The organism is Cupriavidus sp. KK10 (assembly GCF_018223725.1).
GTDB lineage: Bacteria > Pseudomonadota > Gammaproteobacteria > Burkholderiales > Burkholderiaceae > Cupriavidus > Cupriavidus necator.
In genome coordinates this window covers 1,996,750-2,020,974 of sequence record NZ_CP073677.1, presented here as the reverse complement: position 1 = coordinate 2,020,974, position 24,225 = coordinate 1,996,750, and the positions used below count along the sequence as shown (strand labels likewise).

Genomic DNA, 24,225 nt, shown 5'->3' with positions numbered 1-24,225 from the left:
GTCGGCTCTATCTCTTGTGGATGCGATGTCGTTCAGGGTCGATCCTCTGGCATATGAAAAAACAGAGCAAGAGCAACTTAAGTCCGCTATCGTTGCCCTATTGGCAACAGCGGGATCCGACATGCGGGAACTGAACCAGCGCAGGCTGCGCTATTTCCACGAGGTACTGACACATGGCTCGATCCGTGGTGCGGCCGACAGCATCAACACCTCGCCATCGGTGATCACGCGCCAGATCCGGCTGCTGGAAGAGGAGGTCGGCGCGCCGCTGTTCGACCGCCATGCACGCGGGGTGCAGCCGACCGAAGCCGCAGTACACCTGCTTGAGTACTGGCGCGGCTGCCGCGCACAGCAGGAGCTCTTCGAGGACCGCCTGCAGGCCTTGCGCGGCCTGCAGCACGGCCAGGTGCGCATCGCCACCAGCGAGGGCTATGTCGACGGACTGATGGACGAAGTGCTGACGGATTTCTGTGCGCGCTATCCCAGGCTCGACGTGACCGTCGACATCCTCCCGGTCAACAACGTCCTGCAAGAGGTAGCGGAAAGCCGCGCGCATATCGGGCTGGCCTACAATCCGCCTGCGCATGCCGATATCACCTGGGTTGCCACGTCATCGCAACCGGTGGTGCTGCTGGTGCATGCCGGGCATCCCCTGGCACGCCGGGGCGGCGAGGTCGACGTGCGCGAACTGGGCGACTACCCGCTGGCGATGATGCCGCCGGCATTCGGACTCGGGCAGGTCGTGCAGATGCTGGCCTACACGGAGAATGTCCAGATCCGCCCGACGCTGACCACGAACTCCCTGGCCGTGCTGCGCCATTTCGTGAAGCGGCATGATGGCATCACGCTGATCGGCGGGTTCGCGGCCTATCGTGAATTGCAGTCCGGCGAACTGGTTACGCTGCCTATCGCCCATCCGCTGTTCGAGGCCGCCAAGGCACGTCTGCTGGTGAAGACAGGCCGCCCGATGGGCGTGGCCGCGAATACGCTGCTGGACTGCATCCTGCGCGACATGCAGATGTTCGCGACAGCCCGTTCGCGCAGTCGGGGACGACCCCGTCCAGGAAGCCGCCGCGCAGGTGACTGAGCGGCGAAGGTGCAACGCCCGGTCAGACCTTCCTGACGAACTCCGATTTCAGGCTCATGGCACCAAAGCCGTCGATCTTGCAGTCGATATCGTGGTCACCGTCGACCAGGCGAATGTTCTTCACCTTGGTACCCATCTTGACCACACCGGCCGACCCCTTCAGCTTCAGGTCCTTGATGACGGTGACGGTGTCCCCATCCTGCAGGACATTGCCTGCCGCATCGCGATACACCCTGGCTTCCGATTCGGTCGGCGCCGCGGCCTGCGCCGACCATTCATGCGCGCATTCCGGGCAGATGTAGAGGCCTCCGTCTTCATAGGTGAACTCGGAATGACATTTTGGGCAGGGAGGCAAAGCGCTCATGGGGACTCTCGGGTGTCTGGCCAGGGCCGTAAAGGAGCAGAAGTATACCGCCCCGGCCTATGGCAACATATCGGGCGGCAGCACGCTCCATCCCGAAACGCTGCCGGACGTCGTCAGGCGTTGGCTCCTGAGGACGCCGTTCTCGTCGAACTCGAAGAAAACCGTCGACGACCGGATCGCGCCGCCGGCGAACAGCGGGCCAATGAACGGGATAAAGCTCTCAGGGTGCGGCCTGGAGGCCGCAAACGAATAGATCAGGATGGTTGACCCGTTGACCAGGGTAGTCTGCGACGAGGGCTTCCCCAGCTGGCTGGTAACGTCGTCGAGGGTGGAGAAACCGAGCAGGAAGTTCGACATTTGCTCCTGTTTCACCTCGACGCCCGTCGATACGCAGGCGGCCAGCATGACGCAAGTCACAATCAATGCGTGAGCAGGCTTCATGTCGTCACCGCCATACTGTTTGCGCCGTGACGGGAACGCGCTGGAGGCGCCCGGCAGGCCATTCAGAAAGCATACAACTTTGCTGAACGCTGCGCCGAGGCGCCCGCAGGGCGCCTGCCCTCCTTGCCGGCCCCCTACTCCGGCACGAAATGTATCGACCGCAGCAACTCCGCCTGCCGATCATGGGCGGCGCGCGCCTCCCTGGACAGCGCCTCGCTGCTGAGCGGCTGCCCGGCGTCCATGCCCATGGCCTCCACGCGCTCGCGGTAGCCGGGCTGCTGCACGATGGCCAGCGTGGCGTTGCGGATCCTTTCCTGCACCGCCGCCGTCACGTCCGGTGGCAGCCACACCCCCATCCAGCTGGGCTCCGTCATCGCCGCGAAGCCGACTTCGGCGAAGGTCGGCACATCCGGCAACGCGGGGATGCGCTTGGGATACGCCACGGCATAGGCCTTGAGCTTGCCGGACTTGATCAGCGGCAGCGACGTGGCCAGGCCGTCGAACATCAGCGGCACATGGCCGCCCATCACGTCCTGCAGCGCGGGCGGCGATCCCTTGTAGCCGACATGGTTCATGTTCACGCCTGCCAGGCGGTTGAACTGGACGCCGATGGTCTGCCCGCGCATGCCGGCGGCATAAGAGGCATAGTCGATCTGCCCGGGCTTGCTCTTGATGTAGGCAAGCAATTCGCTGAAGTTCTTCGCCGGCAGCTTGGGGTTGGCCACCAGCACCAGCCCGGTACGGGCCACCTGGGCAACGGGTTTCAGGTCCTTGAAAGGATCGAACGAGACCTTCAGCGCCAGCGGCGTCTCGGAGACGATGCCGCCCTGGATCAGCAGCAGTGTATGCCCGTCATGCGGTGCGGAAAGCAGTGTGTTGACGGCGATCGCCCCGGCGCCGCCAGGCTTCTGCTCGACAATCACCGGCTTGCCCAGCGACTGCGTCAGCCCCTCGGCCAGCAGGCGCCCGAGGAAATCGGCGGTGCCGCCGGCGGGGCCGCCGACCACGATCTTGACCACCTTGGTTGGCCACGCCTGGGCCTGGGCGGTCGATGGAAGCGCAGCCGGCAGCGCCACCGACAGCGCCAGGCCGAACATGCATGACAGCGACGCCCTGCGGCGCGCCGACGGTTGTGCTTGATTCATGGTTGTCTCCAATGTGCGAGGGTTGTTCAGGGCAGCAGCCGGCTTCATCGTGAGCCGGTGCTTTGCCACCCTTGCCCTTCTGCTGGCGGATCGCCAATGCCAACCGGCCCGGGTCAGGCGGCCTTGCGCAGGAAGCCCTGATTGCCGCCATTGCGGTTCGGCGCGAAGCCGTTGGCCTCCAGCGTCTCTTCGACGGTGTCGTAGAACACGCCGATCTTCTGGATTTCGCGCGCTTCCTGGGCCGTTGCCACCTTGCGGCCAAATTCGCCCGCGATGCGCACCAGCTGCTCGATCTGCTTCACCGTGCTCATCTTGGCCGTGCGCGACTGGTTCCAGAGGCAGTCCTCGGTTCCGCATCGCACATGCAGGCCCAGGGCAATCCCCATCATGTTCACAGGCAGCACGTTGCGCACGGAGCTTTCGACGGTCAGCACCGCGCCATCCGGGACGGCGCGAACGATGTTGGCGAGGTTGAAGACGCTGGGCGCATCCATGCCGCCGCTGATCGCCACCCAGTTCATGACCAGCGGGCCCTTGTACACGCCGCGCCGGATCAGCCGCTCAACGGATTCGAAGCTGTTGATGTTGTAGCACTGGAATGCGCTCTGGATGCCGGCAGCGGAAAGACGCCGGATGTGCTCTTCGACCCAGCCCGGCTGGGCGGGAACCGTCATTTCCTTGTACGCATTGAAGATCGCGGGGTTCTCTCGCGAGGTGCCCTTGAAATCCGCGAGTTCCGCATGCTCCGTCACGTTCATCTGCGACGTGTTTACCGTGACGGTCACCTGGTCCGGAACGGGGTCGAGTTCGGCAAGCATGTGGCGCGTGTCGTCGGACAGCCACTTGGCGGCATCCCCCTCGTTTTCCGGCGCAAAGCTGATCGATCCGCCCACCTGGATGATCATCTCCGGCACCGCCTTGCGCACCCCGGCGATCAGCTCGTTGAACTTGGACAGACGCTTCGAGCCTTTGCCGTCAAGCTCGCGCACATGCAGGTGCAGCACAGTCGCACCGGCGTTGTAGCAGTCCACGGCCTTCTGGATCTGGTCTTCCATCGTCACGGGGATGTCTTCCGGGAAATCGGACGGCAGCCAGCCCGGTGCGTAGGGTGCCGCCGTGATGATCAACGGCTGCTGGTTTTCAGGGAACAGGGATCCATCGAGGTAATTCACGGCATGTCTCCATTGATAAAGGCACGTGGCCTGGCGGCGGCTGGCGCGCCTTAGAACGGCTTGTCGCCGATGATGGCGGCGCGCTCCATCTTGCGCGGAGCCGGCCAGTAGTCCTGCACCGCGTAGTGCTGGGTGCAGCGGTTGTCCCAGATGGCCACGCTGTTGGGCTGCCAGCGGAAACGCACCTGGTATTCGGGAATCGCCGCCTGGCTGATCAGGTAGTTCAGCAGATGGCTGGCGCCCGGGGTCTTGTCCTGTCCGTAGCGCACGTTCTCGGGCGTATGGAAGTTGGCGAAATGCGTGGAGAAGCCGCAGACGTAGAGCGCCTTCTCGCCGGTTTCCGGATGCGTGCGCACCACCGGGTGCTCGACCATGGGGTACTGCGCGGCAAGGCTGGCGCGCTTTTCCGGGCTCATCGCCGCGCCGAACGAATGCTCGATGCTGTGCTTGGCGCGCAGCCCGGCGATACGCTGCTTGATGTCCTCGGGCAGGTGCTCGTAGGCCGCCGCCATGTTCACCCAGATGGTGTCGCCGCCGACCGGCGGGCATTCGATGCAGCGCAGCACGCAGCCCATGGGCGGGGTTTCGCGCCAGCTGCCGTCGGTGTGGTAGCTGTTCTCGTAGTTCTCGCGCTTGTCGCTGCGATAGATCTGGACCAGTCCCGGATGGTCGGGATCGCTGCCGGCGACGGGATGGTCTTCCAGTTCGCCGAAGCGGCGCGCGAATGCCACGTGATCCGCGCGGGAGATTTCCTGGTCGCGCAGGAACAGCACCTTGTGCGTGAGCAGCAGGGACTTGATCTCGGCAAACAGCGCGTCGTCGCGCGCGGCATCGGCCAGGCTGACGCCGCTGACTTCGGCGCCGATATTGCAGGTAAGGGGTTGGGCTCGCATGGGGACGCTCCTTTACAGCACAAAGATCGAAGACCCGGTGGTCTTGCGTGATTCCAGGTCGCGGTGGGCCTGCACGGCATCCTGCAGCGCATAGCGCTGGTTGATTTCGATGCGGATACGGCCAGCGGCAACGTGGCCGAACACCTCGGCGGCCAGTTCGGCCTTTTCGGCGGGGTCCGCAATGTAGTCGGCCAGCGCCGGTCGGGTCAGGTAGACCGAACCCTTTCTCGCCAGCAGCTGCGGATCAAACGGCGGGATGGTGCCGGAGGCCGTGCCGACGCAGACCATCAACCCGCGCCGCTTCAGCGAATCCAGCGACGCCATGAAGGTGCTCTTGCCCACGCTGTCGAAGACCACGGACACGCCCGCGCCATCGGTCAGCTCCCGAACCCGCTTTGCGACGTCCTCATGGCTGTAGTTGATGATGTGGTTGCAGCCATGGGCACGCGCCACCTCTGCCTTGGCCTCGGTCGAGACGGTGCCGATCACGGTCAGGCCGAGCAGCCTGGCCCATTGCGAGACGATCAGCCCCACGCCGCCGGCAGCCGCGTGCAGCAGGATGGTTTCGCCACCGCTGAACGGGTAGATGCGGCGCATCAGGTAGGCGGAGGTCAGGCCGCGCATGGTCATTGCCGCCGCGGTTTCGAAGCTGATCGCTTCCGGCAGGCGGATCAGCGGTGCGGCAGGCACCAGGCGCTCGGTGCTGTACGCACCCAGGGTGTTGATAAAGCCGGTATATGTGACGCGATCGCCCTCCGCGACATGGGTCACGCCCGGCCCGACCGCCTGCACCACGCCGGCTGCCTCCACGCCCATGCCGCTGGGCAGCGGCACCGGGTAGGTGCCGTTGCGGAAGTAAGTGTCGGCATAGTTCAGCCCGACGGCGGCGTGGCGGATCCGCACCTCGCCCGGGCCCGGGTCGCCGACCTCGGCGTCCTCATAGCGGAGGACTTCGGGCCCTCCGGTCTCGTACATGCGAATGGCTTTTGCCAAGGCTGTCTCCTGATTGTCGTGTCCTGCCCGCGCCGCTATCATTGGCGCGACGGTAACGATTGTCAGACAGCCATGGCGCGGCACCCTTGACCGATCGCGCCAGGATTTGACATTTGATGACGGACACGACCGACGCCCCCACCCACTCTCGCGGCAGCCTTATGACCGTCCTTGTTCGCAGCGCTTCCCTGACCAAATACCTGGAGATTGCCCGGGGCGCGGGCCTGGATCCGGTGCGCATGGTGGCCCAGGCAGGCCTGGACCAGGCCTGCCTGTACACCCCGGACCTGCGCATCCCGGAAGCGCGCCTGGCCGAAGTGCTGGAGGCATCGGCGCGAGTCACGGCCTGCCATTCGCTTGGCCTGATGGTGGGGGAATCGTGGCGCCTGTCAGACTTCGGCCCGGTCAGCCTGCTGCTGCAGCACCAGCCCACGCTGCGCCACGCGCTGGCGGAGATCGAGCGCTACCGCCACTGGCTCAGCGACTCCATCTCCATCCTGGTCACGGAATATCCAGAGATCACGGTGCTGCATGTGACGTTGCAGACGGGCCGGCACCAGCCCGGCAGGCAGGCCATGGAACTGACAGTCGCCGCCCTGTACAGCCTGATCCGCGCCATCCTGGGCACGTCCTGGAAGCCGCACAGCGTGCATTTCGCCCATGCGGCGCCGGCCGACCTGCAAATCCACCGGCGCCTGTTCGGACAACACATTGAGTTCGGTTCAGAGTTCGACGGGCTGGTGCTCGCCAGCGGCGACCTGGATCGCGTCAATCCCCTGGCCGATGCCAGCCTGGCCGGGTACGCCAGGGGCTTCCTCGACCTGCAGCCGGGGGTCGGCAAGCCTTCCATCGCGGCCGACGTCCGGCGCACCCTGCACCAGCTGTTGCCGCGCGGGCGCGGCGCGGTGGAACAGGTCGCGCAAAGCCTTGGCATCAGTCCGCGCACGCTGCAGCGCCAGCTGGAGCAGGATGGCGATACCTTCTCCGCACTGGTCAATGAAGTGCGCCGCGAGCTTGCGCAACGCTACCTGCAGGATCCGCAGCGCCCGCTCGCCCGGGTCGCCACGCTGCTGGGGTTTTCAGAACCCAGCGCATTCTCGCGCTGGTTCGCGGCACAGTTCGGCAAGTCGCCGACGCGCTGGCGCCAGGACGGCGCCTGAGACGGACTGCCTACTTCAGGTACTTCATCGTGGCGACACCCGTTGCCACCAGCAACTCCCCATCCAGCCACACCTCTGCGCGCGAGAAGAAGATCGAGCGTCCGCGCCGGTCGACCATGCCCTTTGCGGTCAGCAACTTGCCCGTGCCGTTGCTTAGGAAGTTCGAGGTCAGCGACAGCGTGACCGCATGGCGCGCGTCCTCGCCTGGCGCCGAGTAAAGGCCCGAGTATCCAGTGGCGGCGTCGAGCAAGGTGCAGAGGGTGCCGCCATGCACCACCCGGCTGCGGTTGAGCATATTGGGCGCGAGCGGCAGCTCAAGTTCTACATAGTCGTCGCGCCACTGGGTGATCCTGACACCGATGCTTTCCAGTGCCGGATTGTCCAGACAGAACTCGCCATCGCCCTCACCTTGAGGTTTCACCGCATCCATTGCTTGGGTTTCCATTTCGCTGATCGTTTCTCTGATACCGGTGCAGCGCGTGGCTTGCTCGCTGCCCGAAGCCTCATTTCTGCGCGATTTACGGCTTTTCGTAAATCTCTATTTCACGAAGCGCATCTTTTGCCAGCATGAATAGGCCCCTGGGGGTCATTCATTCGCCGCGCCTGCGCCGCCTTTGACTCGGTATTGAGAACGACCTAGGCTAAGTAAGCTTCCCCTGCACCTTGGCCACACACCACGGGCAAGTGATGTACCGGCGACGTTGCGACGTCCTGCAAAACCAGGAGGGCTCACCCATGAACATGCGGCCAGATCCGACATTTCACGCCTCGCCGGAACTTGCGATCAGCGCACCAGCGGAATCATTTGCTTATACGGTGCTGCTAAGCCCCGACGCCTCGCAGCCAGACGCGCTCGCGGTGATCGACGCCAAACCCGGCTCGCCCACCTACAGCCAGGTCGTGCATACCGTGCCGATGACCAACAAGGGCGACGAGTTGCACCATTTCGGCTGGAATGCGTGCTCGTCGTCGTTGTCGCCGCTGACCGGCCATGCGTTTCTCGAACGGCGCTACCTGATCATTCCGGGCATGCGCTCGTCGCGCCTGTATATCATCGACACCAAGCCCCACCCGACCCAGGCACGGATCCACAAGATCGTTGAACCGGACGAGATCTTCCGCAAGACCGGCTACTCCAGGCCCCATACCGTGCACTGCGGGCCGGAGGGCATCTACGTCAGCACGCTCGGGGGCGGTGGCCCGGATGGCACGGACGGCGCGCCCGGCATCTTCATCATGGACTGCGAGACCTTCGACGTGCTGGGCCGCTGGGAAATCGACCGCGGCGAACAGGAGAAGCACTACGACTTCTGGTGGAACCTGCCGCGCGACTACATGGTGTCCAGCGAATGGGCCCTGCCGCCGCAGTTCGAGAACGGGCTGGTGCCCGAGGACCTGCTGGGCAACCGCTACGGGCACAAGCTGCATTTCTGGGACCTGCGGGCGCGCCGCAACGTGCAGACCATCGACCTGGGCGCCAACCACCAGATGGCGCTGGAAGTCCGGCCTGCGCATGATCCGATCCGGGAATACGGCTTTGTTGGCGTGGTGGTCGATACCACCAACCTGGAAGGCTCGATCTGGACCTGGTGGCGCGAAGGCGGCAAGTTCCACGCCGAGAAGACGGCAACCATCCCGCCCGAAGCCGCCGACGCAAGCCTGCTGCCGCCGCTGCTGCAGGGCTTCGGTGCCGTGCCGCCGCTGGTGACCGATATCGATCTGTCCCTCGACGACAAGTTCCTCTACGTGTCCTGCTGGGGCACCGGCGAAATGCGGCAGTATGACGTGAGCGATCCGCGCAACCTGAAGCTCGCCGGCTCGGTCCATATCGGCGGCATCGTCCGCCGCACGCCGCATCCCAACGGCAAGCCATTTGCCGGCGGCCCGCAGATGGTCGAGATCAGCCGCGACGGCAAGCGCGTCTACTGGACCAACTCGCTCTACTCCACCTGGGACAACCAGTTCTACCCAGACGGCATCCCCGGCACGCAGGTCATGGCGCATGCCGGCCCAGACGGCGGGCTGACGCTGGCCGATGACTATTGGGTCGAGTTTCCGGAAGGCTACCGCGCGCACCAGATCCGGCTGGAAGGCGGCGACTGTTCGACCGACTCGTTTTGCTATCCGTCGGTCAAGGCTTGACCGGTCACGCTTGGGAACAGATCGGCCTCTGGTCGGCAGTGCTGGCCAGCGGCCTCTATCACGGCATCAACCCGGCCATGGGCTGGCCGCTGGCGGTATCGAACGGCCTGCTGGCGCATAGCAGCCGCGCCCTCCTTGCCGCGCTCGGGTACCTGGCTTTCGGGCACGCGCTTGCGGTATTGGCGGTAACGCTGCCTTTCGGCATGCTGGCTGCCCTGGTCGCCTGGCAAGCGCAAATCCGCATCGGCGCCAGCGTGCTGCTGGTTGGTTGCGGCATCGTGCTGCTGCTCAGGCGAGGCCACCCGCGGGCACTGGTGCGCATCGCGCCATCGCGGCTAGCGCTATGGTCGTTCGCGGTGGCGATTGCGCATGGCGCCGGCCTGATGCTGGTGCCGATCTATCTTGGCCTCTGCCGTGTCGAGGCGGACCTGGGGCACCAGGCCGCCGCCACGCTCGCCAGCGCCAACCTGGGCATGGCGCTGGTGGTCGCCGTCATCCACACCCTGGCCATGTTCGCCGTGGGCGGCGGCATGGCATGGCTGGTCTACCGCTACCTGGGACTGAAGTTCGTGTCGCGGAGCTGGTTCAACCTGGAGGCGGTCTGGGCCGCCAGCCTCATCCTGGTCGGGATGCTGGCGCTGGGTCTTGAAGCCTTTGGATAAACGCTGAACTCAACCGGCCAGCCGCGCCGCCAGCCGCCCGCGCGTGATCGCGGCGATCTGCGCCAGCGCTTCGTCAAGCTCCTGCTGCGTGCTGCGGCCAAGGCGGCGCTCGAACGCGGCGAAGATGCCCTCGCGGGTGTAGTGGCGCACGCAGATGATGAACGGGAAGCCATGGCGCGCCTGGTAGTCAGCGTTGAGCTGGTCCAGCGCGGCCTCTTGCTGCGCCGACATCGCATCCAGGCCGGCGCTCTTCTGCTCGGCGTTGGAATCGGCCGTCATCGTGCCCGCGCGGATATTGCGTGCCGACAACTGCGGGTGCAGGTTCAGGAAATCGCGCTGGCGCGGCTCGTCGAGCTTGCGCACCACGTCCATCATGGCGCCGTGCAGCGCCGTCGCCGATGCGAACGGCCGCTGCGCCCAGGCGCCCTCGGCGGCCTGCGGAAAGTGTTCGAACACGCTGCCGAAGGCATCGGCAAAGGCCGCTTCGTCCAGGGCGTTGACCGACGCCAGGTCGAGTGGTTGAGACATGGATGCTTCTCCCGTAGGGATCCCGCGCATGGGGAATCGTTGGATACGGGGCCGAGTATAGGAACGGCCCGCCACAGCGGCGAGAGCCCGCGCCCTATAGATCCCATAACAGAAACCGATACCGCTAGCGGCGCATATCGCGCAGGTCGCGCAGCTCCTGCGAGGCGGCGGTCAGCATGCCGCGCAGCCAGACATGCGCGGCCGAGCGGTGGCGCGACGGATGCCACAGCTGGTAGAAGCGCATGAACGGGAACTCGATCGGCGGTTCCAGCACCGCAAGCGGCACATGCTGCGCATGGTAGTTGGCGAAGTGGCGTGCGGTGGTCAAGATCAGGTCGGTGCCGGGGATCAGGCTGGGCGCCAGGTTGAAGTAGGGACAGCTGATGCGGTTGTCCCGGTGCACGCGCATGGTGCTCAGGCCGGCATCGACCAGGCCGCGCTGGTCGCGCGAATACGGCGTGGGCACGATATGCGAGGCGCCCAGGTAGGCCTGGGCGGTGAACTTGCCGGGCTGCGCATGCACGCTGTCCTGCGCCACCACGCACACCACCTCGTCTTCCAGCAGCACGGACAGGTGCAGGTGCTCAGGCGGATTGGGCCAGTTGCCGATCACGATATCGACCGTACCCGCCGACAGCGCCTGCTCGTAATCGAAGGTGGCCCCCAGCGGCAGCGCCGACAGCCGCGCGTGCGGCGCCGCACGCCGCACCGCGCGCACCACGTGCGCGAAGAACGGCGGGGCCAGGTAGTCAGGCATGGCCACCACGAAGCTCTGCTCGGTGGTGGCGGGGTCGAAGCGGTCGTCCGAGACCAGCAGGTTGTCCAGCGCGCTGAGCGCGGCCTGGGCATTGCGCGCCAGCTGCAACGCGCGCTCGGTCGGCACCATGACGTTCTTCTCGCGCGTGAGCAGCGGGTCGTTGAAGATCGCGCGCAGGCGCTTGAGCGCGGCGCTGATGGCCGGCTGCGACTGGTTCAGGCGGATCGCCGTGCGCGACACGCTCTGCTCGGCGATCAGGATGCACAGCACGCGCAGCAGGTAGGTATCGAACGGGTCGTCGGCGCGAATCATGTTGGGTCCGTGGCAGAAAAAGTGGAGGCCTGGCGGGTGCGGCTGCCGCCGCTCCGGGCGGCAACGCCGTGCCAGGCAATGGCGACTTTGTAGCGTGTCGCGCACCGCACGACAACCGGTACAACCCGGACGAGCCTGCCCGGTCCGCGTGCGCGCACCCCGGAAAACGGCCTGCCTAGGGTAATCCATAGGTCCGCCAGGGCCCCGCCGGAGCACCCGCAAACCCGCGCCACACAAGGGATTGCAGCCCATATCGGTGCTGCTATGGGGTCTATACCAGCCCCCTCGTTTCGCATTGGCGGGCCATTCATATACTTGCTCCCAACCCGGCGGACGGCATGCACCGCCGCCAAGCAAGACCTGGCAGAACACGACAAGACAGGAGACATCATGTCGATCACGAAACAAGGCATCCCGGTATTTGCCGGCACCGCCGACGACGCCGAGGACAGCGTCTACCGGAAGGTAACCTGGCGCCTGCTGCCCTTCCTTGGGGTGCTGTGGGTACTGGCCTGGCTGGACCGCGTCAACATCGGCTTCGCCAAGCTGCAGATGCTGGATGCGCTCCACTTCAGCGAGGCCGTGTACGGGCTGGGCGCGGGCATTTTCTTCCTTGGCTACTTCTTCTTCGAGGTGCCGTCGAACATGCTGCTGCAGAAGATCGGCGCCAAAAAGACGATCATGCGCATCACCATCTGCTGGGGCGTGATCTGCATGCTGCAGACCTTTGTCACCACGCCCACGCAGTTCTACATCCTGCGCTTCCTGCTGGGCGCATTCGAAGCCGGCTTCTACCCGGGCGTGATCCTGTACCTGACCTACTGGTACCCGTCGCAGCGCCGCGCGCGCGCCTTCGGCACCTTCATGTCCGCATCGGCCATCGCCGGCGTGCTGGGCGGCCCGCTGGCCGGCTGGATCATGACCAGCATGGCTGGCGTGAACGGCATGCACGGCTGGCAGTGGCTGTTCATCCTGGAAGGCATCCCGTCGGTGCTGGCCGGCATCTTTGCCTGGTTCTACATGACCGACAAGCCGGAGCAGGCGCGCTGGCTCTCCGACGACGAGAAGCGCGTGCTGCAGGACGCCCTCAAGCGCGACAACGCCGCCCTGGGCGAGCGCGGCCACGACTGGCGCACGCTCTTCACCAACCCCAAGGTGTGGCTGCTGATCGCGATCTTCTTCTGCCTGCTGTGCGCCAACTCGACGCTGACCTTCTGGATCCCGACCATCATCAAGGACGTGGGTTTCACCACGCCGATGGCGGTGGGCTGGATCGCCGCCGTGGCCTACCTGTGCGGCGCCGCCGGCATGATCCTCAACGGCGCGCATTCCGACCGCCGCAACGAAGTGCGCTGGCACTTCAGCGGCGCGGCGCTGGTCGGTGGCGGTGCCATGGCCGTGCTGGCCGTGCTGCTGGGCGCGCAGGTGCTGTCGCCGGTGATCGCACTGCTGGCCATGACCGCCGCGCTGGTCGGCACCATGAGCGCCATCCCCGTGTTCTGGCAGCTGCCCAACCGATACCTGGCAGGCAGCGCCGCCGCGGTGGGCGTGGCCCTGATCAACTCGGTGGCCAACCTGGCCGGCTTTGGCGCGCCCTATGTGATGGGGCTGATCAAGAACACTACCGGCAAGCTCACCTCCGGCCTGTACCTGGTGGCGGTGATCGAGGTGCTGGCCGCGGCGCTGGTGCTGGTCGGCATCCGCAAGCTGGGCGGCAAGCACGGCAAGCAAGGGGCCTGACATGGACGACTATGCTTTTGATCCCACCCGCCGGCGCTTCGCGCTGCAATCGATGACGCTGGGCGGCGGCGCGCTGCTGGCCGGCGCCAGCTGGGGCGCCACGCCGGAGGCGGCGGCCCCGAACCAGACCGCTGCGCCGGTGCAGCAAGGCGGCCTGAGCCCGCGCCTGACACTGCACGCGCTGGACACCTACCACGGCACGCCCGCGGCCGGTATGCGCGTGGAGATGTTCCGCATCGACAATGGCCAGCGCACGCCGCTGCAGACCGTCACGCTGGCCGCCAACGGCCGCAGCGAACCGCCGCTGCTGATCGGCGACAGCTACCGCACCGGCACCTATGAGCTGATCCTGCACGCGGACGAATACTTTGCCGCACGCAAGGCCAGCCTGCCGCAACCCTCCTTCCTGTCGAAGATCCCGCTGCGCCTGCGCGTCACCGACGCCAGCCAGCGCATCCACCTGCCCGTGCTGTTCGGGCCGTGGAGCTACAACTACTACCGCGGCAGCTGACGCCGCGGCCCAACCCGGAGACACACGCATCATGGCAGGCATCAGCACACATGTGCTCGACGTATCCCTGGGCCGCCCCGTGGCCGGCATGCAGGTGGAACTGTTCGACGTCGCCACCCAGCCGCCACGGCTGATCGCGCGCGCTCGCACCAACCACGACGGCCGCACCGACACGCCAATGCTGCCGCCGGCCCAGGCGCGCACCGGCGAGTTCGAGCTGCGCTTCTGGGTGGCGGACTACTTCCGCACCCCCGACGTCTTCGCCGACATCGTGCCCGTGCGCTTTACTATCGCGGACGCCGCGCAGCACTACCATGTGCCGTTGCTGTGTTCGCCGTGGAGCTTCGGGACGTATCGGGGCAGCTGAATGCAAGAAGCATGTCGCCCGTGCCGAAAAGCGGGCGACTGTCGACGACCTCGTCACCGCCCCCCTAGCGCGGCTTGCGCACTTCCGTTTCCCCTGGCAAGAGCACATCACCGTCGCTGGTCCGGGGCATCATCAGCGGCACCGGCTTCCCGGTCCGCTTTTCCACCATCTGCGAGCGCCGCTCGCCGCGCGCAAACAGATGGTGTTCGCCCCATTGGCGCAAGGCCAATACGACGGGGAACAAACTCTCTCCCTTTTTCGTCAGCACATACTCGTGATACGCACTGCCATCGGAAGCCGGCTGCGTCGTCAGGATGCCGGCTTCCACCAGCCGGCGCAGACGGTCGGCCAGGATGTTGCGCGCGACCGCCAGGCTGCGCTGGAAATCGCTGAAGCGGCGTATGCCGTCGAACGCATCGCGCACGATCATCAGCGACCAGCGCTCGCCGACCAGCTCCAGGGTGCGCGCAACGGGGCAGGTTTCATCGCTGGGGTCTTTGCGGGTGGCCATGTCTTGGTTGCCTTGGGGCTGTGCAGCCCGTCAATGTAGTTGCATTTTAAAACCAGTAGGCTTACGCTTCAACTGGTTTTGATTTGCAACCATATGAACTGGTATGGAAACCTCCCCCGCGGTGACGGCACCGCCTCCGACTTGCCCTGCGGCACCGTGTGCGAACCTGCCGCGCGGCGCCGTGCTGCTGTTCGCCTGCGCCAGCGGCCTGAGCGTCGCCAATGTCTATTACGCCCAGCCGCTGCTGGATGCGCTGATGGCGGATTTCTCCATCAGCGCCGGGGCCATCGGCGGCGTGGTCACCGCCACCCAGCTTGGCTGTGCCCTGGCGCTGCTGTTGCTGGTGCCGCTGGGCGACCTTGTGGAACGCCGCCGCCTGATGCTGGCACAGGTGCTTGCCCTGGCCGGCGCGCTGGCCGCCGTGGCGCTGGCGCCGTCCGTTACCGTGCTGCTGGCGGGGATGCTCCTGACCGGCTTGCTCGGCACCGCCATGACCCAGGGACTGATCGCCTACGCGGCCGCGGCAGCAGGACCGCATGAACGCGGGCGCGTGGTCGGCACCGCGCAGAGCGGTGTCTTTATCGGACTGCTGCTGGCGCGTGTCGTGGCCGGCGGCGTCAGCGACGTGGTCGGGTGGCGCAACGTCTATGTCTGCGCCGCAGCGGCGATGCTGGTGCTTGCGTGGCTGCTATGGCGTGCGCTGCCAGTGGTGGCCAGCGCCGGCCAGCGGATGCGCTATGCCAGCCTGGTCGCATCGATGTTCCTGCTGCTGCGCCGCGACCGGGTCTTGCAGATCCGGGGCACGATCGCGCTGCTGATGTTCGCGGCATTCAACATCCTGTGGAGCGCCCTGGTATTGCCGCTGAGCGCTCCGCCCTACGCGCTGTCGCATACGGCCATCGGCGCCTTCGGGCTGGTTGGCGCGGTGGGTGCCCTGGCGGCCGCGCGTGCGGGACGCTGGGCGGACCAGGGCTTCGGGCAGCGCACCACGCTCGCGGCACTGGTGCTGCTGGTGGCGGCCTGGCTTCCGCTGTCGTGGCTGGAGACATCGCTGTGGCCGCTGGCCATTGGCATCGTGCTGCTCGACCTGGGCGGCCAGGCCATCCACGTCACCAACCAGAGCATGATCTTCCGCACCGACCCCGCGGTACATAGCCGGCTGGTCGGCGCGTACATGCTGTTCTACGCGGCGGGCAGCGGGCTGGGCGCCATTGCCACCACGGCAGTCTATGAGGCTGCCGGGTGGCGGGGCGTCTGCGTGCTGGGCGCCGTGGTCAGCTTGCTGGCGCTGATGTTCTGGGCCGCCACCCGCCGCTTCATGCCGGCGCAAGCCGCGCAGGCAGGCACACCCGTCATTAGCAAGATCGGACGGCAGGAAGCAAGAAAGCCGTAGAATCCCCGGCTGACAACTTCTCCTCAAGACCGTGAAAGCACTTTCCCGCCTGAACCTGAAGCAGGCCGCCCTGCTCTGTGCCGCCCTGCTGACATCCGTTTCGATCCATGCCGCATCTCCTGCCCAGCCTGACGCAGCCGGCAACACCGCGGCGCCGCTGGGACTGGAGCTGGGCAAGGCCAGGTGCTCTCGCCTGGCGCCGCCGCAGAATAACGCCAGGACCGGCAAGTCCGAGTGGGCCGGTGGCGATGCCGTCGAGCTCAGGCACCTGGAGCGCTTCCACCTCCCGGGCCTGACGCGCGTGATCCTGAACTGCGATGCGCAGGACACCGTGGCGCTGATCACGATGACGTTCGAGCGCACGGCGCTGGATGAGGTGCGCAAGAAGCTCGACGAACGCTATGCGTCCCTGCGCAAGACCGAAGGCGCGGCGGAGAATGGCTACGCCGAGTGGGCCGCCGCGAATGGCAGCCTGGAACTGCTCTATGGGCGCGACAGCAAGCACTTCACCGTGGCGTACTGGGCCAGGGGCGCGAAGGCGAGGTACTTCTCATATAGCGGCACTGACAACAAGAAGCCCGCCGCGGCCACGTCTGCCAGCCAGCCCCAGCCTGCGCCGCTGTGACCGCGGGCGGCTCGCGCCTAAAACCCCACTGCCTGCCCGTCGCGCCGCGAGTCCGAGGCCGCGATATAGCCGTCCGGCGCCTTGTAGATAAGCTGCGCCGAACCGAACTCCAGGCTGTCGCGCGGCGCCACTTCAACGCGATGGCCCATGCCGCGCAGCGTGGAGACCACGTCCGGCGGCAGATGCGCCTCGACATTCACCACCGGGCCGTGCTCCACGCGGAAGCGCGGGGCATCGCTCATGGCCTGCGGATTCTGGCCGAAGGCAGCAAGCCGCGCCATCATCTGCACGTGGCCCTGCGCCTGCATCGAGCCGCCCATCACGCCGAATGACATTACTGGCTCGCCATTGCGGGTGACGAAGCCCGGGATGATGGTGTGCATCGGCTGCTTGCCCGGCGCCACGCAGTTGGCGTGGCCGGGCTTCAGGTTGAAGCCCGCGCCGCGGTTATGCAGCGCGATGCCGGTGCCGGGCACCACCACGCCGGAGCCAAAGCCGCGGTAGTTGGACTGGATATACGACACCATCGAACCCGCGGCATCCGCGCTGGACAGGTAGACGGTGCCGCCGCTCTTCGGAACGCCAGCGGTGGGTGTGCCGGCGCGTTTCATATCGATCAGCGCCGCGCGCTCGGCAAGATAGGCCGGATCCAGAAAGGCGGCGGGCGCGTGCTGCATGGTGGCGGGGTCCGACACGTGGCGGTGCAGGTCGGCGAAGGCCAGCTTCATCGCCTCGATGCTGACGTGGTAGAAGCCGGCGCTGTCGCAGCCCATGCTTTCCACGTCGAAGCGGTCCAGGATGCCGAGGCCGATCAGCGCGGCGATGCCCTGGCCGTTCGGGGGAATTTCATGGAGCGTAAAGCCGCGGAACTGCTGCGCCATCGGCTGGACCCAGGCGGCGCGATGCGCGGCCAGGTCGTCGGCGCGGATGGCGCCTCCGGTTTCCTCGGCGAACGCGACGATGCGCGCGGCGAGTTCACCCGTGTAGAAGCTTGCGCCATCGCTCTCGGCAATACGCTGCAGCGTGGCGGCCTGCTCCGGGAAACGCCAGCGCTCGCCCGCCTGCGGTGCCCTGCCGTCGCGCAGGAACGCCTTGGCAAAACCAGGCTGCCCGGCCAGCACCGGCACCTGCGCGGCCCATTGCCGTGCGATCTGCGGTGACACCAGGAAACCCTGTTCAGCGTACTCGATGGCCGGTGCGAACAGCCGCGCGAACGGCAGCTTGCCGAAGCGGGCCGACAGCGCCTTCCAGCCCGCGACCTGGCCCGGCACGGTGACCGTATCCCAGCCAACCTGGGGCATGCTGTCGTGCCCGGCGAAATGATCCAGGGTCCAGCGCGCCGGCGCCCGGCCGCTGGAGTTGAGCCCGTACAGCTGCCCCTCATGCCAGACCAGCGCGAACATGTCCCCGCCAATGCCGTTCATGACCGGCTCCACCACGGTCAGCGCAATCGCGCTGGCAATGGCGCTGTCGATGGCATTGCCGCCTTCGTACAGCATGCGCAGCCCCGCCTGCGCGGCGAGCGGCTGACTGGTGCTGACCGCGTTGGCGGCCAGCAGCGGCATCTTTTGCGACGGGTAGGGAAAGGTCCAGTCGAAAGGCAACATCGGGAACTCCATTCAGAACAGGTAAAAGGGCGCGCGGGCGGCGCCCCAGGGTTGCTGCACGCGGCTTATTGCAGCGTCACGCCGGATTGCTTGACGAGCTTTTCGGTGCGCGGGATCTCCGCGCTGACCATCGCGCTGAAATCGCCGACGCTGCCGCCGCGCGGCTCGGCACCGGTGGCAGCAAGGCGTTCACGGAACTCCGGGGCCTTGAGCAGCTTGTTGATCGAGACATTGAGCTTGCTGACCACGTCGGCCGGCGTGCCCTTGGGCGCGACAATGCCATACCACGGTGCGATATCGAAACCGGCATAACCCTGCTCGGCAATCGTCGGAATCTCCGGCGCGTTGGGCGAGCGCTTAGCGGTGGACATGCCGAGCGCGCGCAGCTTGCCGGCCTTCACATAGGGCAGGCCGGTCATGATGGTGTCGAAATACATCGACACCTGGCCCGACAGCAGCGCCGGGATCGCTTCGCCGGCGCCCTTGTACGGCACATGGACGATATCGATGCCGGCCGCGGCCTTCAGCATCTCGCCGGCGATATGCGAGGTGGTGCCGGCACCGAAGGAGGCATAGGTCAGCTTGCCGGGATTAGCCTTGGCATACGCGACCATCTCGGGCAGCGTCTTGAACGGCAGCGAGGGGTTGGACAATAGGATATTCGGCGTGACCGCGACCACTGCCACCTTCTCGAACGCATCCGGGTCATAGCTGAGCTTCTTGTACAGGAACCGGTTGGTCACCATCGACGCCGGCCCGGACATCAGCAGCGTATAGCCATCGGCCGGCGCGCGCGCGGCCACCTCGCTGCCGATCATCGCGGCGGCGCCCGGGCGGTTTTCAACCACAAAGGTCTGGCTGTATTCCTTGCCGAGCCCGATGCCGATCTGCCGCGAGATCAGGTCGGTGGCCGAGCCGGCCTGGAACGGCACGACAATACGCACCGGCTGGCTGGGCCAGTCGCGGGTGCCTTGCGCAAGTGCCAGTGAAGAGGCCGTCAGCATGGTGACAGCAAGCAGGCTGCGGATAGCAGTGGAACGCATCTTTGTACCCTCATCGATAAAATGGCATCCGCTGACAGGAACGGATGGCACTTCCCAGTCCGCAATATGCGTGCCATTGGCGTTGGGCCGATCCCGGCGCGCGTCCTGTCCGCCCCCTTCCCTTTCCCGGAAGTTTGCGCAGGTCTTGCACCGGAGTCGCCCACCTGGCACCGGCATTTGCCGGACTGTCTTGTCTCCATGGGGCCAGCGCACTGCGTGGGTGCGCCATGCCCCGCCCTGGTGGTGGGGTGTGCTTTACCCCTGCTGTTATTCGACTTCCATGCAGAGGTACTTCGTCTCCAGATACTCGTCGATGCCATGGCGTGAGCCTTCGCGGCCCAGCCCCGATTGCTTGACGCCGCCGAACGGCGCCACCTCGTTGGAGATCAGCCCAGTATTGATGCCGACCATGCCGTACTCGAGCGCCTGCGCCACGCGCCAGATCTTCGCCATGTCGCGCGAGAAGAAGTAGGCGGCCAGCCCGGATTCGGTATCGTTCGCCATCGCCACCACTTCTTCTTCGCTGGTGAAGCGGAACAGCGGTGCCAGCGGGCCGAAGGTCTCCTCGCGCGCGACCCGCATCGACGAAGTTGCGTTGGCCAGCACCGTCGGCGCGAAGAAGGTGCCGCCGAGCGCATGGCGCTGGCCGCCCGTCAGCACCGTGGCGCCGTGCGCGAGCGCGTCGGCGATATGCGCTTCGACCTTGGCTACCGCATCGGCGTCGATGAGCGGGCCTTGCGTGACCCCGCTGTCGACGCCATGGCCCGGCCGCAGCTTTTCGACCGCGCTGACCAGCCGGCGCGCGACCTCGTCGTAGACGCGGTCGTGCACATAAATGCGGTTGGCGCAGACACAGGTCTGGCCGCTGTTGCGGAACTTGGAGGCAAGGATGCCCTCGACCGCGCGATCCAGGTCGGCATCGTCGAAGATGATCAGCGGCGCGTTGCCACCCAGTTCCAGCGAGAGCTTCTTCACGGTGCCGGCGCACTGCGCCATCAGCAGCTTGCCGATCGCTGTCGAGCCGGTAAAGCTGAGCTTGCGCACCACCGCGCTGGCGCACAGCACGCCGCCGATCTGCACGGCGTCGCCGGTCACCACCTGCAGCACGCCACGCGGCACGCCGGCCTGTTCGCCCAGCACGGCCAGCGCCAGTGCCGTGAGCGGCGTCTGTTCGGCGGGCTTGACGATGATGGTGCAGCCGGCGGCGAGCGCCGGGCCGACCTTGCGCGTGATCATCGCCGCGGGGAAGTTCCACGGCGTAATGGCCGCGCACACGCCCACCGGCTCGCGCAGCACCAGCATCTTCTGGCTGCTGCGCGGGCTGGCCAGCACCTCGCCATCGACCCGCTTGGCTTCCTCGCCAAACCACTCGAGGAAGCTCGCGGCGTAGGCCACCTCGCCACGCGCCTCGGCCAGCGGCTTGCCTTGCTCTGCTGTCATCAACTGAGCCAGGTCTTCCTGGTGTGCCAGCATCAGGTCGGCCCAGCGGCGCAGCACGGCGGCGCGCGCCTTGCCCGTCTGCGCGCGCCACGCCGGCAGCGCGCGCTCGGCGGCGCGCACCGCCTGTTCGGCTTCAGCCGCGCCGGCCAGAGGCACCGAGCCGATCCGTTCTTGAGTCGCCGGGTTGAAGACGGCGAGTTCTGCGCCGCTTTGCGCCCCGGTCCATTCGCCGTCGATCAGGCAATGGCTGCGCAACAGCGCGGTATGTTGGAGTTCCATGTGTTCCCCTTATTCGGCCAGCGCCTGGGTCAGCACCGCCAGCGCCGCGTCGAACTGAGCCTGCGGGATGGTGAGCGGATAGAGGAAGCGGATGACATTGCCGTAGGTGCCGCAGGTCAGCAGCACCAGGCCGGCTTCCAGAGCACGGGCCTGGACGCGTTTGGCATGCTCGGCGCTGGGCTGGCCCGTGGCGGGATCACAGAATTCGGCGGCGACCATCGAACCCAGCCCGCGCACCTCGGCCACTGCGGGGCAGTGCTTGCGCTGCGCCAGCAGGTGCTCGCGCAACTGCTGGCCCAGGCTGGCGGAGCGCTCGCACAGCTTTTCTTCCTCGATGACATCGATGACCGCGTGCGCTGCGGCCACCGCCAGCGGATTGCCGGCATAGGTGCCACCGAGGCCGCCGGGCAGCGGCGCATCCATGATCGCGGCCCGGCCGCTGACGGCCGACAGTGGCATGCCGCCGGCCAGGCTCTTGGCCATGGTGATCAGGTCCGGCTCCACGTCATAGTGCGACATCGCGAACATCTTGCCGGTACGGCCAAAGCCGGTCTGCACTTCATCGGCGATCAGCACGATGCCGTGCTGGTCGCACACCGCCCGCAGGCCCCGGATGAAATCGGCCGGCGCCGCCTGGAAGCCGCCTTCACCTTGCACCGGCTCAACGATGATCGCGGCCACGCGGCCCGGATCGATATCGGTCTTGAACAGGCCTTCAAGCGCCTGCAGCGCTCGCTCAGTGCTGACGCCATGCAGCGCGCTGGGGAACGGGGCGTGATAGATGTCGGAGGGGAACGGGCCAAACCCGATCTTGTACGGCGCCACCTTGCCGGTCAGCGCCATGCCCAGCAGCGTGCGGCCATGGAAGGCGCCAGAGAATGCGATCACGCCGGGGCGGCCGGTATGCGCACGGGCGATCTTGATGGCGTTCTCCACGGCCTCTGCGCCGGTGGTGAACAGGGCCGTCTTGTTCAGGCCCTGGATCGGCACCAGCGCGTTGATGCGCTCGGCCAGCGCGACATAGCCCTGGTAGGGCACGATCTGGTAGGCCGTATGCGTGAAACGCTCCAGCTGCGCGGCGATGGCCTGCATCACGCGCGGGTGGCGGTGGCCCGTGTTGAGCACGGCGATGCCGGCGGCGAAGTCCGTGTAGGCACGGCCTTCCACATCCCACAGCGTGGCGTTCTCGGCGCGGTCGGCGTAGAAATCGCACATCACGCCCACGCCGCGCGGCGTCGCGAGGGTACGGCGTTGGTTCAGTTCGAGGTTTTTCATGGTCATTGTGCGGTAAGGACTGTCGGCACCGGCCGACTCGCGAAACGGGCACCGCTGGCAGGGGCCCAGCGATGCCAGCCATTTCAACCGGCCTTGGCCCTATAATCCAGTACCGCTTTCGCAATTCCGATGGTGCCAATTTGAAATCGATCTGCGGCGACCAGCTGCTCCAGCGCCTGGGCCCCGAAGGCACGGCGGCACTGGGCAAACCGCTTAACCGCGGCCTCTACGAATGCATCCGCGGCGCGATACAGGACGGCAGCCTTGCGCCGGCCACCCGCCTGCCGCCGCAACGCGACCTGGCCGCCGAGCTGGGGCTGTCGCGCAATACGGTGATGTTTGCCTACGACCAGCTGCTGGCCGAGGGATACCTGTACGCGCGCACCGGCAGCGGCACCTTCGTTGCCGCCACCGCGCCGGAGCGCTACCTGAACGCCGCCGCAGCCCCGGCGACCGAGGTCGGGCCGCAGGCCATGCCCGGGCTGTCGCCGCGCGGACAGCGGCTGCTGGCCAATGCCTCGGCCTCGCCCACCCAATGGGGCGCCTTCATGCCGGGCGTGCCCGACGTCACGCGCTTCCCGCATCGCCGCTATGCCCAGATCTCGGCCCGCGTGTGGCGCAACCCGCACCCGGAGTGGCTGAGCTACAGCCATGGCGGCGGGCTGCCGGCGCTGCGCGAAGCCCTGGCGGCGCATCTGCGGGTGGCGCGCTCGGTGCGCTGCGATCCGGACCAGGTGCTGATCACCGAGGGCATTCACCAGGCCATCGACCTGGTGGTGAGGATGCTGGGCTCGCCCGGCGACCAGGCATGGGTGGAGGAACCCAGCTATTGGGGCATCCGCGGCGTGCTGCAGGTCAGCGACATCGGCATGGTGCCGAAGCTGGTGGACGACGAAGGCCTGACGCTGCCCGACACCGAAGCCGGCAGGGAGATGCCCGCGCCGCGCTTTATCTTCGTCACGCCCTCGCACCAGTACCCGCTCGGCGCCGTGATGAGCCTGAAGCGCCGGCGCGCGCTGCTGGAATACGCCCGCCAGCGCGGCAGCTGGATCGTGGAAGACGACTACGACAGCGAGTTCCGTTTTTCCGGGCAGCCGATTCCGTCGTTGCAGGGCATGGAACCGGATGCGCCGGTGATCTATATCGGCACCTTCAGCAAGACGCTCTATCCGGGCTTGCGCATGGGCTACCTGGTGTTACCGCGCAGCCTGGCCGGCGCCTTCCAGACCGCGCACGCCGAGCTATACCGGGCCGGCCACCTGATGACGCAGGCGACCGTCGCCGAATTCATGCAGGCCGGCGACTATGCCGCCCACATCCGCCGAATGCGGCCGCTGTATGCCCGGCGGCGCGCCATCCTGGCCGCGTTGATCGAGCGATACCTCGGCCCCGGCGCGCTGCACGAGCACGGCAGCAATGCCGGCCTGCACCTGGTGCTGCGCCTGCCCGACGATGCCGACGACGTGGCCATCACCGCCGCTGCCCGCGAGCGCGGCATCGTGGTGCGGCCGCTGTCGCGCTATTTCATCGGCGATGCTGTTCAGCAAGGCCTGCTGCTGGGGTATGCCTGCGTACCGGAAGAGGACATCGCGCCGGCCTTCGACAGGCTGCTTGGCTGCCTGCCGCGCGGCGGCATGCGCGCCCCGCTGCGTTGAACCATGCAGTGAGAGTTTCATCCTGACAAAAGCCGGAATTGCAATGAATCAACTGTTGGTCCGCAATGTCCGGCTCGCAGAAAACCAGGTTGATATCCTGATGGCAGACGGCCAGTTCGTGCG

24 protein-coding genes are annotated in these 24,225 nt (G+C 66.5%); 10 read left to right on the top strand and 14 right to left on the bottom strand.

Going from position 1 to position 24,225, the window contains the following annotated elements; genetic code table 11:
• Positions 1 to 121: 121 nt before the first annotated feature.
• Positions 122 to 1,087 (top strand): LysR family transcriptional regulator, encoded by a 966-nt coding sequence (locus KB879_RS09805; RefSeq protein WP_211981139.1) that lies wholly within the window; start codon positions 122 to 124, stop codon positions 1,085 to 1,087.
• 22 nt (positions 1,088 to 1,109) lie between these two features.
• On the opposite strand, the gene KB879_RS09800 is transcribed toward KB879_RS09805, so the two are convergent.
• The 6 genes from KB879_RS09800 to KB879_RS09775 all read right to left on the bottom strand — a co-directional run bounded on the left by KB879_RS09800 (position 1,110) and on the right by KB879_RS09775 (position 6,095).
• A complete protein-coding gene (locus KB879_RS09800) occupies positions 1,110 to 1,451 on the bottom strand; it encodes a zinc ribbon domain-containing protein YjdM (protein ID WP_211981137.1) in 342 nt (113 codons plus the stop codon).
• A gap of 57 nt (positions 1,452 to 1,508) precedes the next feature.
• A complete protein-coding gene (locus tag KB879_RS09795; RefSeq protein ID WP_013952640.1) occupies positions 1,509 to 1,892 on the bottom strand; it encodes a hypothetical protein in 384 nt (127 codons plus the stop codon).
• A 134-nt stretch (positions 1,893 to 2,026) separates the two neighbouring features.
• Positions 2,027 to 3,037 (bottom strand): tripartite tricarboxylate transporter substrate binding protein, encoded by a 1,011-nt coding sequence (locus KB879_RS09790; RefSeq protein WP_211981135.1) that lies wholly within the window; start codon positions 3,035 to 3,037, stop codon positions 2,027 to 2,029.
• Positions 3,038 to 3,150: 113 nt separating this feature from the next.
• Positions 3,151 to 4,209 (bottom strand): 3-keto-5-aminohexanoate cleavage protein, encoded by a 1,059-nt coding sequence (locus tag KB879_RS09785; protein ID WP_211981133.1) that lies wholly within the window; start codon positions 4,207 to 4,209, stop codon positions 3,151 to 3,153.
• Between the two features lie 50 nt (positions 4,210 to 4,259).
• On the bottom strand, positions 4,260 to 5,102 hold the full coding sequence (locus KB879_RS09780) for a TauD/TfdA family dioxygenase (RefSeq protein ID WP_153955864.1): 843 nt from the start codon (positions 5,100 to 5,102) through the stop codon (positions 4,260 to 4,262).
• A gap of 12 nt (positions 5,103 to 5,114) precedes the next feature.
• The gene (locus tag KB879_RS09775; RefSeq protein ID WP_211981131.1) at positions 5,115 to 6,095 is read right to left on the bottom strand and encodes a quinone oxidoreductase; all 981 of its coding nucleotides are present in this window, start codon (positions 6,093 to 6,095) and stop codon (positions 5,115 to 5,117) included.
• Positions 6,096 to 6,256: 161 nt separating this feature from the next.
• On the opposite strand from KB879_RS09775, the gene KB879_RS09770 reads away from it, so the two are divergent.
• A complete protein-coding gene (locus tag KB879_RS09770; RefSeq protein WP_153955866.1) occupies positions 6,257 to 7,255 on the top strand; it encodes an AraC family transcriptional regulator in 999 nt (332 codons plus the stop codon).
• 10 nt (positions 7,256 to 7,265) lie between these two features.
• Here the strand turns inward: KB879_RS09770 and KB879_RS09765 are convergent, their stop codons facing one another.
• The gene (locus KB879_RS09765) at positions 7,266 to 7,685 is read right to left on the bottom strand and encodes a PaaI family thioesterase (protein ID WP_211982156.1); all 420 of its coding nucleotides are present in this window, start codon (positions 7,683 to 7,685) and stop codon (positions 7,266 to 7,268) included.
• A gap of 305 nt (positions 7,686 to 7,990) precedes the next feature.
• Here KB879_RS09765 and KB879_RS09760 point away from each other — a divergent pair, with 305 nt between their 5' ends.
• Both KB879_RS09760 and KB879_RS09755 read left to right on the top strand, forming a co-directional pair.
• Positions 7,991 to 9,397, top strand: coding sequence for a selenium-binding protein SBP56-related protein (locus KB879_RS09760; RefSeq protein ID WP_013952633.1), 1,407 nt, complete (start codon positions 7,991 to 7,993; stop codon positions 9,395 to 9,397).
• Positions 9,394 to 10,059 (top strand): hypothetical protein, encoded by a 666-nt coding sequence (locus KB879_RS09755; RefSeq protein WP_041228595.1) that lies wholly within the window; start codon positions 9,394 to 9,396, stop codon positions 10,057 to 10,059. The genes KB879_RS09760 and KB879_RS09755 overlap by 4 nt, the downstream gene beginning before the upstream one ends.
• Before the next feature lie 9 nt (positions 10,060 to 10,068).
• Here KB879_RS09755 and uraD read toward each other — a convergent pair whose 3' ends face one another.
• The gene (uraD, locus tag KB879_RS09750; RefSeq protein ID WP_010809719.1) at positions 10,069 to 10,587 is read right to left on the bottom strand and encodes a 2-oxo-4-hydroxy-4-carboxy-5-ureidoimidazoline decarboxylase; all 519 of its coding nucleotides are present in this window, start codon (positions 10,585 to 10,587) and stop codon (positions 10,069 to 10,071) included.
• A gap of 124 nt (positions 10,588 to 10,711) precedes the next feature.
• Positions 10,712 to 11,656, bottom strand: coding sequence for a LysR family transcriptional regulator (locus KB879_RS09745; protein WP_041228594.1), 945 nt, complete (start codon positions 11,654 to 11,656; stop codon positions 10,712 to 10,714).
• 390 nt (positions 11,657 to 12,046) lie between these two features.
• Here KB879_RS09745 and KB879_RS09740 point away from each other — a divergent pair, with 390 nt between their 5' ends.
• The 3 genes from KB879_RS09740 to uraH (KB879_RS09730) are packed head-to-tail and all read left to right on the top strand — an operon-like array spanning position 12,047 to position 14,274.
• Positions 12,047 to 13,396 carry an MFS transporter gene (locus KB879_RS09740; RefSeq protein WP_153955867.1) on the top strand — a complete coding sequence of 450 codons (1,350 nt, stop codon included), beginning with the start codon at positions 12,047 to 12,049 and terminating at the stop codon, positions 13,394 to 13,396.
• Between the two features lies 1 nt (position 13,397).
• Positions 13,398 to 13,907, top strand: a complete 510-nt coding sequence (uraH, locus tag KB879_RS09735) for a hydroxyisourate hydrolase (RefSeq protein WP_153955868.1) — start codon at positions 13,398 to 13,400, stop codon at positions 13,905 to 13,907.
• Positions 13,908 to 13,938: 31 nt separating this feature from the next.
• Positions 13,939 to 14,274 carry a hydroxyisourate hydrolase gene (gene uraH / locus KB879_RS09730; RefSeq protein ID WP_013952628.1) on the top strand — a complete coding sequence of 112 codons (336 nt, stop codon included), beginning with the start codon at positions 13,939 to 13,941 and terminating at the stop codon, positions 14,272 to 14,274.
• A 64-nt stretch (positions 14,275 to 14,338) separates the two neighbouring features.
• On the opposite strand, the gene KB879_RS09725 is transcribed toward uraH (KB879_RS09730), so the two are convergent.
• Positions 14,339 to 14,785, bottom strand: a complete 447-nt coding sequence (locus tag KB879_RS09725) for a helix-turn-helix domain-containing protein (protein WP_153955869.1) — start codon at positions 14,783 to 14,785, stop codon at positions 14,339 to 14,341.
• Positions 14,786 to 14,888: 103 nt separating this feature from the next.
• Between KB879_RS09725 and KB879_RS09720 the strand changes: the two genes are divergently transcribed.
• On the top strand, positions 14,889 to 16,178 hold the full coding sequence (locus KB879_RS09720; protein WP_153955870.1) for an MFS transporter: 1,290 nt from the start codon (positions 14,889 to 14,891) through the stop codon (positions 16,176 to 16,178).
• A 31-nt stretch (positions 16,179 to 16,209) separates the two neighbouring features.
• Complete coding sequence (locus tag KB879_RS09715; RefSeq protein WP_211981129.1) at positions 16,210 to 16,803, top strand: hypothetical protein; 594 nt, start codon at positions 16,210 to 16,212, stop codon at positions 16,801 to 16,803.
• Positions 16,804 to 16,820: 17 nt separating this feature from the next.
• Here the strand turns inward: KB879_RS09715 and KB879_RS09710 are convergent, their stop codons facing one another.
• The 4 genes from KB879_RS09710 to KB879_RS09695 form a co-directional block, all read right to left on the bottom strand.
• On the bottom strand, positions 16,821 to 18,410 hold the full coding sequence (locus KB879_RS09710) for a gamma-glutamyltransferase family protein (protein WP_211981127.1): 1,590 nt from the start codon (positions 18,408 to 18,410) through the stop codon (positions 16,821 to 16,823).
• A gap of 65 nt (positions 18,411 to 18,475) precedes the next feature.
• A complete protein-coding gene (locus tag KB879_RS09705) occupies positions 18,476 to 19,453 on the bottom strand; it encodes a tripartite tricarboxylate transporter substrate binding protein (RefSeq protein ID WP_211981126.1) in 978 nt (325 codons plus the stop codon).
• A gap of 267 nt (positions 19,454 to 19,720) precedes the next feature.
• The gene (locus KB879_RS09700; RefSeq protein ID WP_153955873.1) at positions 19,721 to 21,172 is read right to left on the bottom strand and encodes an NAD-dependent succinate-semialdehyde dehydrogenase; all 1,452 of its coding nucleotides are present in this window, start codon (positions 21,170 to 21,172) and stop codon (positions 19,721 to 19,723) included.
• 9 nt (positions 21,173 to 21,181) lie between these two features.
• Positions 21,182 to 22,453 (bottom strand): 4-aminobutyrate--2-oxoglutarate transaminase, encoded by a 1,272-nt coding sequence (locus tag KB879_RS09695; protein WP_211981125.1) that lies wholly within the window; start codon positions 22,451 to 22,453, stop codon positions 21,182 to 21,184.
• A gap of 134 nt (positions 22,454 to 22,587) precedes the next feature.
• Here KB879_RS09695 and KB879_RS09690 point away from each other — a divergent pair, with 134 nt between their 5' ends.
• Entirely contained in the window at positions 22,588 to 24,102 is a 1,515-nt protein-coding gene (locus KB879_RS09690; protein WP_041228591.1) for a PLP-dependent aminotransferase family protein, read from the top strand.
• Positions 24,103 to 24,225: the final 123 nt, after the last annotated feature.

Bases quoted from the DNA above. Each gene is read 5' to 3' on its own strand.
- KB879_RS09740 (WP_153955867.1), top strand. From the start codon at position 12,047: ATGTCGATCACGAAACAAGGCATCCCGGTATTTGCCGGCACCGCCGAC.
- KB879_RS09780 (WP_153955864.1), bottom strand. From the start codon at position 5,102: ATGCGAGCCCAACCCCTTACCTGCAATATCGGCGCCGAAGTCAGCGGC.
- KB879_RS09695 (WP_211981125.1), bottom strand. From the start codon at position 22,453: ATGACCATGAAAAACCTCGAACTGAACCAACGCCGTACCCTCGCGACG.
- KB879_RS09760 (WP_013952633.1), top strand. From the start codon at position 7,991: ATGAACATGCGGCCAGATCCGACATTTCACGCCTCGCCGGAACTTGCG.
- KB879_RS09700 (WP_153955873.1), bottom strand. From the start codon at position 21,172: ATGGAACTCCAACATACCGCGCTGTTGCGCAGCCATTGCCTGATCGAC.
- KB879_RS09725 (WP_153955869.1), bottom strand. From the start codon at position 14,785: ATGGCCACCCGCAAAGACCCCAGCGATGAAACCTGCCCCGTTGCGCGC.
- KB879_RS09745 (WP_041228594.1), bottom strand. From the start codon at position 11,656: ATGATTCGCGCCGACGACCCGTTCGATACCTACCTGCTGCGCGTGCTG.
- KB879_RS09800 (WP_211981137.1), bottom strand. From the start codon at position 1,451: ATGAGCGCTTTGCCTCCCTGCCCAAAATGTCATTCCGAGTTCACCTAT.
- KB879_RS09705 (WP_211981126.1), bottom strand. From the start codon at position 19,453: ATGCGTTCCACTGCTATCCGCAGCCTGCTTGCTGTCACCATGCTGACG.
- KB879_RS09765 (WP_211982156.1), bottom strand. From the start codon at position 7,685: ATGGATGCGGTGAAACCTCAAGGTGAGGGCGATGGCGAGTTCTGTCTG.
- KB879_RS09805 (WP_211981139.1), top strand. From the start codon at position 122: ATGCGGGAACTGAACCAGCGCAGGCTGCGCTATTTCCACGAGGTACTG.
- KB879_RS09790 (WP_211981135.1), bottom strand. From the start codon at position 3,037: ATGAATCAAGCACAACCGTCGGCGCGCCGCAGGGCGTCGCTGTCATGC.
- KB879_RS09770 (WP_153955866.1), top strand. From the start codon at position 6,257: ATGACCGTCCTTGTTCGCAGCGCTTCCCTGACCAAATACCTGGAGATT.
- uraH (WP_013952628.1), top strand. From the start codon at position 13,939: ATGGCAGGCATCAGCACACATGTGCTCGACGTATCCCTGGGCCGCCCC.
- KB879_RS09795 (WP_013952640.1), bottom strand. From the start codon at position 1,892: ATGAAGCCTGCTCACGCATTGATTGTGACTTGCGTCATGCTGGCCGCC.
- KB879_RS09710 (WP_211981127.1), bottom strand. From the start codon at position 18,410: ATGTTGCCTTTCGACTGGACCTTTCCCTACCCGTCGCAAAAGATGCCG.
- KB879_RS09720 (WP_153955870.1), top strand. From the start codon at position 14,889: ATGGAAACCTCCCCCGCGGTGACGGCACCGCCTCCGACTTGCCCTGCG.
- uraD (WP_010809719.1), bottom strand. From the start codon at position 10,587: ATGTCTCAACCACTCGACCTGGCGTCGGTCAACGCCCTGGACGAAGCG.
- uraH (WP_153955868.1), top strand. From the start codon at position 13,398: ATGGACGACTATGCTTTTGATCCCACCCGCCGGCGCTTCGCGCTGCAA.